The organism is Azospirillum sp. TSO22-1, from assembly GCF_003116015.1.
Classification (GTDB): Bacteria; Pseudomonadota; Alphaproteobacteria; order Azospirillales; family Azospirillaceae; genus Azospirillum.
On the sequence record NZ_LGQZ01000014.1, the window covers coordinates 23254 to 35914 of the forward strand.

Annotated in this window: 10 protein-coding genes; 7 read left to right on the forward strand and 3 right to left on the reverse strand. The window is 71.4% G+C overall.

All coding sequences use genetic code 11. From position 1 onward, the window contains the following. The first annotated feature begins 21 nt into the window (after window positions 1–21). Together TSO221_RS04385 and TSO221_RS04390 are read left to right on the forward strand one after the other, a co-directional pair. Window positions 22–2601 carry a response regulator gene (locus TSO221_RS04385; RefSeq protein WP_247877907.1) on the forward strand — a complete coding sequence of 860 codons (2580 nt, stop codon included), beginning with the start codon at window positions 22–24 and terminating at the stop codon, window positions 2599–2601. Between the two features lie 4 nt (window positions 2602–2605). After that, window positions 2606–4492 carry a response regulator gene (locus TSO221_RS04390; RefSeq protein ID WP_109117263.1) on the forward strand — a complete coding sequence of 629 codons (1887 nt, stop codon included), beginning with the start codon at window positions 2606–2608 and terminating at the stop codon, window positions 4490–4492. On the opposite strand, the gene TSO221_RS04395 is transcribed toward TSO221_RS04390, so the two are convergent. Then, window positions 4487–5278 carry an alpha/beta hydrolase gene (locus tag TSO221_RS04395; protein ID WP_109117264.1) on the reverse strand — a complete coding sequence of 264 codons (792 nt, stop codon included), beginning with the start codon at window positions 5276–5278 and terminating at the stop codon, window positions 4487–4489. The two genes, TSO221_RS04390 and TSO221_RS04395, sit on opposite strands and share 6 nt — an antisense overlap. Before the next feature lie 13 nt (window positions 5279–5291). Continuing rightward, window positions 5292–5924, reverse strand: coding sequence for a dienelactone hydrolase family protein (locus TSO221_RS04400; RefSeq protein ID WP_199229382.1), 633 nt, complete (start codon window positions 5922–5924; stop codon window positions 5292–5294). Between the two features lie 184 nt (window positions 5925–6108). Between TSO221_RS04400 and TSO221_RS04405 the strand changes: the two genes are divergently transcribed. The 3 genes from TSO221_RS04405 (at window position 6109) to TSO221_RS04415 (ending at window position 8774) form a co-directional block, all read left to right on the forward strand. Next, on the forward strand, window positions 6109–6588 hold the full coding sequence (locus tag TSO221_RS04405; protein ID WP_109117265.1) for a cupin domain-containing protein: 480 nt from the start codon (window positions 6109–6111) through the stop codon (window positions 6586–6588). A gap of 201 nt (window positions 6589–6789) precedes the next feature. Continuing rightward, a complete protein-coding gene (gene cobU / locus TSO221_RS04410) occupies window positions 6790–7305 on the forward strand; it encodes a bifunctional adenosylcobinamide kinase/adenosylcobinamide-phosphate guanylyltransferase (RefSeq protein WP_199229383.1) in 516 nt (171 codons plus the stop codon). 5 nt (window positions 7306–7310) lie between these two features. Continuing rightward, window positions 7311–8774 (forward strand): cobyric acid synthase, encoded by a 1464-nt coding sequence (locus TSO221_RS04415; RefSeq protein ID WP_109117266.1) that lies wholly within the window; start codon window positions 7311–7313, stop codon window positions 8772–8774. An 11-nt stretch (window positions 8775–8785) separates the two neighbouring features. On the opposite strand, the gene cbiB is transcribed toward TSO221_RS04415, so the two are convergent. Beyond that, the gene (gene cbiB / locus TSO221_RS04420) at window positions 8786–9754 is read right to left on the reverse strand and encodes an adenosylcobinamide-phosphate synthase CbiB (protein ID WP_109117267.1); all 969 of its coding nucleotides are present in this window, start codon (window positions 9752–9754) and stop codon (window positions 8786–8788) included. A 36-nt stretch (window positions 9755–9790) separates the two neighbouring features. Between cbiB and cobD the strand changes: the two genes are divergently transcribed. Continuing rightward, window positions 9791–10813: a threonine-phosphate decarboxylase CobD gene (gene cobD, locus TSO221_RS04425; RefSeq protein WP_109117268.1), complete on the forward strand. Its 1023-nt coding sequence runs from the start codon at window positions 9791–9793 to the stop codon at window positions 10811–10813. Window positions 10814–10983: 170 nt separating this feature from the next. Further along, window positions 10984–12594 (forward strand): diguanylate cyclase, encoded by a 1611-nt coding sequence (locus TSO221_RS04430; protein WP_109117269.1) that lies wholly within the window; start codon window positions 10984–10986, stop codon window positions 12592–12594. Window positions 12595–12661 lie beyond the last annotated feature (67 nt).

Below are 12661 nucleotides of genomic sequence, written 5' to 3' on the forward strand. Positions count from 1 at the left end.
CCCTGCCTCCGGATTCGCCCCGTGGACGCCACCAGTTCGCATCCTCCGCACGGCCGCGGCATCGCGTTGCCGGAAGTGCTGCTCGTCGTGCTCGGCCTGTCGGCGGTGGGCGGGCTGCTGGCACTGGCCGGCGGGCGGCCGGACGGGGCGGTCTTCGCGCCGGTGGCGGCGGCGCTGGGCACGGTGGTGATCGCGGTGGCCGGGCTGGCGTTCCTCGCCGTGCGCCGCGCCGTCCGCACCGCCGAGGCCATCGACCGTGGTGCGCGCGCGCTGGAGAACGCCAACCGCGAGCTGGCGGCCAGCCAGCAGCGCTTCCGCGATTTCGCCGAGGCCGCCTCCGACTGGTTCTGGGAGAGCGGGGCGGACCACCGCTACACCTACGTGTCGGAGCGTCTGGCCGGTATCGTCGGCTGCGACCCGCGCGCCCTGCTCGGCGAGTCCCTGCTCGACCTCGCCACCTTGTGCGAGGACGCGGATACCTGGGCCGAGTACCGCGCCGACATTGAGGCCGGCCGGCCGTTCCGCGACCTGGAGATCTCCCACCAGGACGAGGAGACCGGCAAGGTCTTCATCTTCCGCGTCAGCGGCCAGCCGGTGACCGACGACACCGGCGCCTTCGCCGGCTACCGCGGCAGCGGGCTCGACGTCACGGTCGAGACCATGGCGCTGATGGACGCGCGCTTCATGCAGGTGGTGGTGCACGACGCGCTGGACAGCATCTCGGAAGGCTTCGTGCTGTTCAACGCCGACGGCCGGCTGCTGTTCTGCAACGAGCGCTACCGGCAGGCCTATCCGAACATTGCCGACATCCTGGAGCCGGGTGTCACCTTCGAGGAGATCCTGCGCGTCGCGGCGGAGCGCGGCGGCTACGACTCCGGCGGCGACCTCAGCGCCTGGGTTCGCGACCGCCTGAACCGGCACCTCCAGCACGACGCGCCGGTCGACCGCCGCCTGTCCGACGGCTGCTGGTACCGCATCAGCGAGCACGCCACCGGGGCCGGCGGCGTGGTGAAGATCCTGATGGACATCACCGAGCTGAAGCTGCGCGAGAACGAGCTGGCCGGTCAGACCGAACGGCTGGAGGCCACCGTCGCCGCTCTCCAGGAAAGCGAGAACCGTTACCGTCAGCTGATCGAGCTGGCGCCCTACGGCGTCGCCATCTGGGATGGCGCGGCGATCCGCTTCGCCAACGCCTCGGCCGCAGCGGTCCTCGGCTGCGCCTCCTTCGGCGGGCTGGAGGGGGCGGAGCTGAAGCGCTTCTTCCAGGACGGGCCGGAACTGGAGGCCCACCTCATCATGGCCGCCGACGGCGAGCCCCAGCGCGTTGACTGCGAGGCGCAGCGCCCGACCGGCGAGCGCCGCCACCTGGAACTGGGCGCCTATCCCGTGGTCTACCAGGGCGGCACCGCCGTGCTGCTGGTGATGAACGACGTCACCGAACGCCGCCGCGCGGAGGAGGAACTGCAGCGCTCCCAGAAGATGGAGGCGGTCGGCCGCATGGCCGGCGGCGTCGCGCACGAGTTCAACAACATGCTGACCGCCATCGGCGGCTTCGCCCGGCTGGCGGAGCGGTCGCCGGGCGACGAGGCGCGTGTGCTGACCTGCGTGCGGGAGATCGCCAAGGCCTCCGACCGCGCCGCGGCGCTCACCGCCCAGTTGCTCGACTTTAGCCGCCGCAAGGCGAGCGAGGAAATGGAGGTGGTGCCGCTGGCCGACCTCGTGCGCGACCTGCGCGTCTTCCTCAAGCCGCTGATGAGCGCCGGCATCGCCATCGACCTGGACATTCAGGCGCCCGACGCGCACGCCGTCGCCAACCCGGTGACGCTCAACCAGGCGATCCTGAACCTCGCCCTCAACGCCCGCGACGCCATGCCCAAGGGGGGCACCCTGCACGTGACGCTGGACGTGGTCGAGCCCGACCGAGGCTTCTTCGAGCGGCACGAGTCCCTGCGGCCCGGCCGCTACGCGGTGATCCGCGTCGCCGACAGCGGCTGTGGCGTGCCCGAGGCGATCCGCGACCGCATCTGGGAGCCGTTCTTCACCACCAAGGAGCCCGGCAAGGGCACCGGCCTCGGCCTGTGGATGGTTTATGGCACCGCGCAGCAGGCCGGCGGCGTGGTCGAGATGGAATCCGAGCCGGGCAAGGGCGCCACCTTCACGTTCTACCTGCCCGCCGCCGAACCGCCGGCCGCCGGGGAGGCCGGCATCGAAGCGGTGCGCCTGCCCGAGGGCGAGGAGGCCACCGTGTTGCTGGTGGACGACGAGGAGTCGGTGCGCTCCTACCTGCGCCTCGCGCTGGAGGAGGCGGGCTGCAAGGTGGTCGAGGCGGCGGACGGCGTCGAGGCGCTGGCCCGCTGGGACGAGCACGGCGGGCTGTTCGACCTGCTGGTGACCGACGTTTCCATGCCGAACATGACCGGCCCTGAGCTGGCCTGCGCGCTGGACGAGCGTAATCCGGCCCTGCGCATGCTGTTCCTCACCGGCTACGCATCGCGGGACCAGGCGGAGGGGCTGACCGCGCGCCCGGGCGCCCAACTGCTGATGAAGCCGGTCGGCCCGGAGAAGCTGGTCCAAACCGTGCGCGAGTTGCTGTCGGAGTAACGCCGTGACCCTCACCACCGATACGGCCCCCGACGAGGCGCACGGCGGCATCCCCGATCCGGAGGCGGCCGGCGAGGCGCTGGTCTGCCAGTCCGCCGACGAGTTCTACCTGCCGCCGGGGCGCGAGGCGATTGGCCGCGTCTGCGAGCGTTTCCTCAACGAGAACGCGCTGACGCCCGGCGAACTGCTGCATTCCGCCCGGCACCAGACGGCGCTGTCGAACCATCCGCTGTTCGTCAGCATGATCCAGCAGGCCGAGCGCGCGCAGGGCCGCAAGCTCGGCACGCTGAACGCGCTGGTCAACGAGATCGCCCGGCAGACCCGCGACCGCACGCGCGACTGGCCGATCCCGGAGGTCACGCCAGAAACCTATGGATCGGTGATCGCCGAGGTGCTGTCGCGCGATGCCGCGTTCACCGGGCGCTTCCTGGTCGCTGCGGCGCTGGTGCTGCACCTGCAGCCGGCGCGGACCTTCGCCGAGAAGGCGGAGATGCTGCTGGACCTCGCCTCCACCACCGAGGACCCGGATGCGCTGGCTCCTGTCGACCAGTTCCTGGCTGAGATCCTGCGCGCCGAATCCGGCATGGCCTCGCTGGCCGGGGAGACGCCGTTCGTGCCGCTGGTCGAGGCCATCGTCGCGCTGGCCGCCGGCGACGCCGAACTGCCGGGCACCCTGCCGCTGCCGTTGCGCCAGCTAGAGACGCTGGTCCGCCGCGCGCCGATGCCACAGATTGCCGACGCGCTGATGGTCGCCTTCCGGCGTGAGCTGGCCAAGCCCGACCGCTTCGCCACCAACGGCGGCGACCTGTTCGGCATCGAGACGGTGCAACGCGAGCTGACCACGCTGGCCGCCATGGCGCAGCGGCTGCGCTCCGGCGACGGCTACCTGGGCGGCCCGAAGACTGAGGCGGCGTTCCAACGGCGCATGTCGCTGCTGGTCAGCGAGGATACGCTGCCCGAGATGGTCAAGGGCCGCAGCTTCATCCAGAAGCTGCGCACCCTGTTCGCCATGCAGGCGATGCCGCTGGCCCCCAACTCCAAGAAGGCGGTCGACGGCTACCTCAAGAGCTATCTGGACAGCCGCGAGTTCACCAGCCGCGTGCTGGACTGCTGGAAGGAGCGCACCGACAAGCTGAAGGGGTTGGCCGAGGTGCAGAAGATGGTCCTGGACTCCTCGTTCGCGCCAGAGGATCGCGAGTATCTGGCCGGGCTGGTGGATGAGACGCAAAACGCTTTCATCCGCACGCACCGGCTGCTGGCGGCGTTGACCTCCAAGGTCGATCCGTCGCCGGACACCGTGCTGGACATGGTCAAGCTGGCGGCCGACGGCGCCTTCTGCGTCGGCAAGAGCCGGACGGCGGTGGCCCGCGCGCTGTACCGGCAGGTGCACCGGCCGCGCTTCATCCGCACCTTCCTGCTCAGCGCACCGACCGGCAAGGAGCGCGGTGCCCGCGCCTCGTGGCTGAAGGCGTCGCTGTCGATGATCGGCGTGCCGTTCATCGACATGGGCGCGCTCCGCGTGTTGGTGGTGGACGACGAAGAGGGGCCGCGGATATACGTGGAATCGGTGCTGCGCGACCTCGGCGTCGGCACTGTGCACCTCGCCTGCGACGGCCAGGAGGCGCTGGAACGCTTCGAGGGCGATGACCAGCGCTATCACCTGATCATCTGCGACTGGATGATGCCCAGGGTGAGCGGGCTGGAGGTGCTGAAGTCGATCCGCGCGGCGCGGCCGGAGTTGCCCTTCCTGATGGTCACCGCCTTGGCCACCCTGCAGGCGGTCGAGCGCGCCATCGCCGCGCAGGTCACCGCCTACATTGCCAAGCCCTTCACGCCGGACCAGTTGGAGGACAAGGTCTTGCTGGTGCTGACGCAGAAGGCCAGCCTATAGGCGCTCCTCCAGCCACGTCGCGATCCGTTCCGCCACCTGCTCCCAGCCGGGCTCCAGCATCATGGTGTGGCCCATCTCCGGCACGATGACCGCCTCGGTGCCCAGGGCCCGCGCCGTGGCGTGCACCTGGCCGGTGGGGACCAGCAGATCCTCGCCGGCGCCCAGCACCAGGATCGGGATGTCGCGGTCCGGCACCGGCGGGAACGGGTGCCAGCCGTACATGTCCAGCAGGACGGCCTGCGACTCCTCCTGCAGGCAGGGCTCGTACAGCCGGGCCTCGGCGCGCGGCATGCGGTCGGAGAACATGGCCCGGCGGATGCCCTCGGGGTCCACCGCCTGCTCGCCGAAGGCGGTGAGCAGCGCCATCTGCTGGAAGACGTACGGGTCGCGGAAGGCCAGCGACAGGCTGCTCTCCCACAGCCCGTGCGGCGGGGCAGACGCCATCAGCACGCCGGCCGGCGCGCGGCGCTTGCGCAGAGCGCGCTGCACCGCCATGCCGCCCATGGAATGGCCGATCAGCACCGGCGGCGAGTCGAAGCCGTCGAACGCCTCCAGCACGTCGTCCACATAATCCGCCATCGTGTGGAATCGGATGCGGTCGCGTCCGGCGCTGCCGCCGTGGCCGCGCAAGCTGACGGCGTGCGCCGCCCAGCCGCGCTCCGCGAACCAGCCCAGCATCTTGGCGCCCCAGATCCAGGCGCCGCAATAGGCGCCGTGCACGAACAGCAACGGAGTCGGCTTGGCGCGGCCGGCGGGGCGGCGCGTCAGGATTTCCAGTCTCGGCATCGGTTCCCGGAGGTTACGGCGTCAGGTGGGTGTCGAACCAGGCGGCGGCGGACTCGGCGACCGCGTCCAGCGCGCCCGGCTCCCCGAACAGGTGACCGGCGCCGGGCACGATGTCCAGAGCCTTGATGCCGTGCAGCACGTTCAGCGCCTGCCGGTTCACCTCCAGCACCGTGTGGTCCTCGCCGCCGACGATCAGCAGCGTCGGCGCCGCGACGCCGTCCAGCCACACCTCGGCGACGTCGGGGCGCCCGCCACGCGACACCACGGCGCGCACATGGTGATGCTCCGCCGCCCGCGCCGCCGCGATCAATGCCGCCGCCGCGCCGGTCGCGGCGCCGAAATAGCCGATGGGCCGACCGCCCACCGCCGGATGGTCGCAGAGGAACTGGGTGGCCAACAGCATCCGCTCGGCCAGCAGGTGCGCGTCGACCGCGTTGGTGCGGTCCTGCGCCTCCTCGGGCGTCAGCATGTCGAACAGCAGCGTGCCGAACCCGGCCGCGCGCAACGCCGCGGCGACGTGGCGGTTGCGCGGGCTGTCGCGTCCGCTGCGGTTGCCGTGCGCGAACAGGACGACGGCGCGGAAACCCGGCGGCAAGGTCAGGGTTCCCGCCAGTCCGAGAGAGGCGATGCGGACGTCCTGCTCCATCGTGTTCCCCGGTTCGATGTGACGCGCCGCCGTTGGGCGATGAACGCCTCAACAGCTGTCGCCCGGCGCCGTCCCGACAGCCTAGCTTTCGCCGAACCTGCCGCGCAACCCACGGAGGCATTTGACGGGCGGCATCGCACAGGGCACATTGCGCGGACACTAAACAAACAGCAGGGGATGGATCATGCCCACCGATGCCGCCGCGACGGCGGGGCCGCACGCCCTGGACGCCACCACGCTGGAGGGGAACCGCGGGGCCACCGGCTATCCGGCGCCGTACCGGGCGCGCGTGGCCGGACGGGCCAAGGTGAAGCTGGGCGATCCGTTCGGTCTGAAGAATTTCGGCGTCAATCTGACGCGGCTGGAGCCGGGCGCCGAGTCGGCCCTTCGGCACTGGCACACCCTGCAGGACGAGTTCATCTACGTGCTGGAAGGCACCCTGGTGCTTGTCACCGATGCGGGCGAGCGCGAGTTGCGGCCGGGCATGTGTGCCGGCTTCCCCGCCGGCAGGGCGGACGGCCACCATCTGGTCAATCGCGGCACGGCCGCGGCCGTCTATCTGGAGGTCGGCGACCGCACGCCCGGCGATGAGGCGCACTATCCCGACGAAGACCTCCAGCATCGTGACGGCCGCTTCTTCCATCGTGACGGCACCCCCTGGTGAGCTTTGCTCCGCGGTGGTGCGCAGCGCGTTGCGGCTGACCGGGCTGGGCCTCAACATCGTCCGCAACTTGTGGTGCGTCAGAAGCTTGACGGCAGCATCGAGGTGGCGGGCGCGCCCGGTGAGGACACCAGCTTTACGATCCGCTTCCCGTGACGGATGTGAGGGTGGTACGCATCCCCGGTCGCTGGTGAAGGGGATGCAATGGCTGCCGACGTGACGCTGGTGCTGGGCGGCGCCCGCTCGGGCAAGAGCCGCTATGCCGAGGGGCTGGTGACGGCATGCCCCGGACCCTGGACCTATCTCGCCACCGCCGAGGCCTGGGACGACGAGATGCGCACCCGCATCGGCCGCCATCGCGAGGACCGCGGGCCGGACTGGATCACCGTGGAGGAGCCGCTCGACCTGCCCGGCGCGCTGCGCCGGCACGCGTTGCCAGGAGCGGCGGTGCTGGTGGATTGCCTGACGCTGTGGCTGTCCAACCTGTTGGGCGCCGAACGCGACGTGGACGCCGCGACGGCGGATCTGCTGGCGGCGCTCGACGCGGCGGAGGGGAGGGTGGTGCTGGTCTCCAACGAGGTCGGCCTGGGCATCGTGCCGAACAACGCGCTGGCCCGCGCCTTCCGTGACCACGCCGGGCGCCTGCACCAGCGCGTCGCGGCGCGGGCTGAGCGGGTGCGCTTCGTGATCGCCGGCCTGCCGATGAACGTCAAGGGGTGAGGGCGATGGCGCGCGCGCTGATGCTGCAGGGTACCGGGTCGGACGTCGGTAAGTCGCTGCTGGTGGCGGGGCTGTGCCGGGCGCTGGTGCGGCGCGGCCTGACGGTGCGGCCCTTCAAGCCGCAGAACATGTCGAACAACGCGGCGGTGACGGCGGACGGCGGCGAGATCGGCCGCGCCCAGGCGCTGCAGGCGCGGGCTTGCGGCGTGGCGTCGAGCGTCCACATGAACCCGGTTCTGCTGAAGCCGCAGACCGACGTCGGCGCCCAGGTGGTGGTGCAGGGCCGCGTGGTCGGTTCGGCGCGGGCGTCCGAGTATCTGGCGCGCAAGCGCGAGCTGCTGGGCGCCGTGCTGGACAGTTTCGCGCGGATGCGCGCGGAGGCCGACATCGTCATCGTCGAGGGCGCCGGCAGCCCGGCGGAGGTCAACCTGCGCGCCGGCGACATCGCCAACATGGGTTTCGCCTGCGCGGCCGACGTTCCGGTGGTGCTGGTCGGCGACATCGACCGTGGCGGCGTGATCGCCAGCCTGGTCGGCACGCACGCCCTGCTGGAGGCGGACGAGCGGGCGCGGGTGAAGGGATTCCTGATCAACAAGTTCCGCGGCGACGTGCGGCTGTTCGACGGCGGCCTGCGGATCATCGCGGAGCGCACCGGCTGGCCGGGCTTCGGTGTCGTGCCCTGGCTGCACGAGGCGCGCCGCCTGCCGGCCGAGGACGTGGTGGCGCTGGACACCGCCGGCACCCGGGGCGGCGGGCCGCTGCGCGTCGCCGTGCCGGTGCTGGCGCGCATCTCCAACTTCGATGACTTCGACCCGCTGGCGCTGGAGCCGGAGGTCTCGCTGACCATGGTGCGCGCCGGCCAACCGCTGCCCGGCGACGCCGACGTGGTGATCCTGCCGGGCAGCAAGGCGACCATCGCCGACCTCGCCTTCCTGCGCGCGCAGGGGTGGGACATCGACCTCGCCGCGCACCGCCGCCGCGGCGGGCGGGTGCTGGGGATCTGTGGCGGCTACCAGATGCTCGGCCGCCGGGTCGCCGATCCGCAGGGGATCGAGGGGCCGCCGGGGGAGGCGCCGGGCCTCGGCCTGCTGGACGTCGAGACGGTGCTGAGTGGCCCCAAGGTGCTGACCGAGGCTACCGGTGTCGAGACGGCGACCGGCGCGCCGGTGACCGGCTATGAGATGCACATGGGGCGCACCGATGGCCCGGACTGCGCCCGCCCCATGCTGCGCCTGGACGATGGCGCCGCGGATGGGGCGGTGTCCGAGGACGGGCGGGTGGCGGGGGGCTACCTGCACGGCTTGTTCGGATCCGACGCCTTTCGGAGCGCGTTCCTCAAGGGCCTGGGCGGACGGGGCGGGGGGCTCGCTTACGAGGCAACGGTGGAGCACGCATTGGACGCGGTCGCCGAGCGGCTGGAGGCGTGCGTGGACGTGGACGGCCTGCTGCGCGTGGCGGAGGGGGGCTGAACGTCGTTGGGCTAACCGCGCGCCACCAGCGCCAGCACCACCGCCGCTCCAGCCAGGACCAGGCAAGCGTTCCGGTAGAGCGTCAGCGCGCGGTCAATGTCGCGGTCGGTCGCCGCGGTCCGTCCCGCGCCCAACCACGCGTCCATGATCCGCGTGCCGCCGTAGGTGCGCGGGCCGCCGAGGCGGAGGTCGAGCGCGCCGGCCATCGCCGCCTCCGGCCAGCCGGCGTTGGGCGAGCGGTGGCGGCCGGCGTCGGCACGCACCGAGGCCCAGGCCTGCTGTGGCGAAGTATCGTCGGTGACGAACGCGGCGGCGGCGAGCAGCAGCGCCGCCAGCCGCGAGCCGGGCAGGTTCACCAGATCGTCGAAGCGCGCCGCCGCCCAGCCGAACGCCTCGTGCCGCGGCGTGCGGTGGCCGATCATGCTGTCGGCCGTGTTTGCCGCCTTGTACAGCGCGATGCCCGGCAACCCGCCGACCAGCAGCCAGAAGGCCGGCGCCACCACGCCGTCGGAAAAGTTCTCGGCCAGGCTCTCGATGGCGGCGCGGGCGACGGCCGGCTCGTCCAGCGTTGCCGGGTTGCGCCCGACGATGCGCCCGACCGCCTCGCGCCCCGCCGCCAGTCCGCCGGTGCGCAGTGCCTTGGCCACCACCGCCACATGGTCGTACAGGCTGCGCTGCGCCAGCAGCGTCGAGGCCAGCGCTGCCTCCCACAGCCAGCCGAGCGGCAGCAGATGGCAGAGCCCCGCCACCAGCGACGCCACGGCACCGACGATGGTCAGCAACACGCCCAGCGCAAGCACCCCGGCGAGCTTGCGCTGCCATCCCGGCGCGTCGTCGTGGTTGAGCATCCGGTCCAGGCGGTCTATGAGGGCGCCGATCCACACCACCGGGTGGCGGACGGCGGCGAAGACGGCGTCCGGGTATCCGGCCATGGCCTCAATCACGAGGGCGGCGGCGAGCACGGTCGGGTGTAGGTCCACGGGCGGCAGGTTCCAAGGGCGGGAAGAGGCGCGATCATGGCGGAAACAGCGGGCGGCACCAAGGACCAAGTCCTCCACGGCGGCGACCTGGACGCCGCGCGCGCGGCGTTCTCCGGGGCGCCGGAGCCGTGGATCGACCTGTCCACCGGCATCAACCCGTGGCCCTACCCTCTGCCCGCCATTCCGGACACCGCCTGGACCCGTCTGCCGGGCCGTGGCGACGAGGATGCATTGCGCACCGCCGCCGCGGCGTACTACGGCGCCCCCTCCGCCGCGCACACCGCTGCAGCGCCGGGCTCGCAGGCTTTGATCCAGATGCTGCCACGGCTGCGCCCTCCGGGCCGCGTCAGCGTGCTCGGGCCCACCTACGCCGAGCACGCCCGCGCCTGGGCCGCCGCCGGGCATGCGGTGCGGACGGTCGGGCGTGCCGAGGACCTTGACGGTGAGGTCGCGGTGATCGTCAACCCGAACAACCCGGATGGCCGCGCCGTCGGCCGGGCCGACCTGTTCGCCCTGGCCGGGCGCTTCGCCGCGCGCGGTGGCTGGCTGGTGGTGGACGAGGCCTTCGCCGACGTGGCGCCCGAACTCAGCGTCGCCGACGCCGTGGAGTGGCCGGGGCTGGTCGTCCTGCGCTCCTTCGGGAAGTTCTTCGGGCTGGCCGGCGTGCGGCTGGGCGTGGCGCTGGCGGCGGAACCGTTGGCCGCGGTGATCCGCGACGCCTTCGGCCCGTGGGCGGTGCCGGGACCCACCCTGGCGATCGCCACCCAGGCCTTCCGGGACGAGGCGTGGATCGCCGCCACGCGTCGCCGGCTGTCGGCGGAGGCCGCCGGGCTGGACCGCGCGCTGGCCGGGCTGGGCTTCACGGTGATCAGCGGCACGCCGCTCTATCGGCTTGCCAGTCACACATTTGCCACGCCAATCGTTAACGCGCTCGGCCGGGCTGGGGTGCTGGTACGCCGCTTCGAGGACCACCCGGAGTGGCTGCGCTTCGGTCTGCCGCCTGACGAGGCCGCGCAACGGCGCTTCGTCTCTGCCGTTCAGGATGTGGTTGATAAATAAAATTCGCATTACGTTTTAGATGGTTTATTGTCGTTGCGCGACACAATGGCGCACCCGAAGGGCTCACGCGCATCGGGTAGCCTCTATGCCGACAGTACCATTGCGGCTCAACGGAACGGTATGACACCCTCACCGCCATGTTCGACGCGGATGCTTCCCCGGCGACTGCGATGACCGGAGCCGGTGCCGAGCGGCCCCGGTCCTGGCGCATGTTCGACGCCTTGCCCACCGGCGTGTGCATTGCCACGCCCGCGGGCAGGATCGTCTACGCCAACCGGCATCTGCACGAATTGCTCGGCTACCCCTACGGCGAACTGGAGGGCGAGGATATCGGGCTGCTGCGCGGCGGCGACGGCGTGCTGCCGGTGCCGGGCCTGCCGCTGGAAGGCCGCGGTGGGCGTGAGCGCCGCTACCGCTGCCGCGACGGCGAGTTCGTCTGGGTGGTGGAGGCGTTGACTGACTTCCAGGGCGACGGCGGCGAAGCGTACGAGCTGCGCACCGTCACTGACGTGTCGCACCACCGCCGGGCCGAGGCGGCGTTGCGCGACCAACTGATGATGAAGGACGTGCTGTTCGAAACGCTGCCGGTCCCGGTCTTCGTGAAGGATCCGGACGGGCGCTTCGCCGACTGCAACGACGCGTTCGAGCGCTACACCGGCCTGCCGCGTCGCGCCGTCATCGAGAAGACCTCCTTCGACGTGCTCGCCCCGCCGCTGGCGAACGCGCACGCCGCCATGGACCGCGACCTGCTGGTCAACTGGGGCCAGCGCAGCTATGAGGAGTCGGTGCCGCACGCCGACGGCATGCCGCGTCGGGCACGGGTGTCGAAGGCGGTCTACCGCGACAACGTGGGCGAGGTGGCGGGCATCGTCGGCGTCATCCACGACCTCTCCGTCGAGGACCAGCCCAACGAGGCGCGGTTGCAGACCATCCTGGAGCAGAGCCCGATCGGCGTCTCCGTGTCGCGGCGCGAGGATGGGGTGGTCATCTTCGCCAACACCCGCTTCGCCGAGCTGACCGGCTTTCCGAGGGAGCGGGTGATCGGCTCGCTGGCGCGCGACTACTACGTGGACGACAACCAGCGCGAACGGGTGATCGAGCGGCTGCGCACCTCCGGGTCCGTGGTCAACATGGAGGTGCAGTTCCGTCGCGCCGACAGTTCGTCCTTCTGGACGCTGTTCACGGTGAACCAGGCGGTGATCCAGGGCGTCGAGGTCAACCTCGCCTGGATCTACGACTACACCGAGCGGCGCAACATGGAGGAGGCCTTGCGCGACATGGCCTCCAAGGACCCGCTGACCGGCATTTACAACCGCCGCTCCTTCATGGAACTGGGGCGCCAGCAGCTCGCCCGCTCGCAGCGCTTCCGCGAGCCGATGTCGGTGGTGGTGCTGGACGTCGACCACTTCAAGAAGATCAACGACAGCTACGGCCACGCCACCGGCGACGACGCGCTGCGCATGGTGGCGGGGGCCTGCTCGTCCATCCTGCGCGAGTACGACATCCTCGGCCGCCTGGGCGGCGAGGAGTTCGTGGTGGTGCTGCCCGGCACCACGCCGGACGAATCGCGCGTGGTGGCGGAGCGCCTGCGCCGCCACATCGCCCGCATGCCGGTACCCGGGCCGGAGGGGCGCTTCCACATGACCGCCAGCATGGGCATCGCCGGCGTGGAGTCGGCCGGCGACACGCTGGAGAAGGCCATCCACCGCGCCGATCTCGCCCTGTACCGGGCCAAGCGCGAGGGGCGCAACCGCGTCGTCGTCTTCGAATCGGGTATGTGACCTCCGGCCGATTCCCAAGGAATTATGGCGAAATCGCGTTCCGGCGCGGCGCGCGGATGGATTAGAC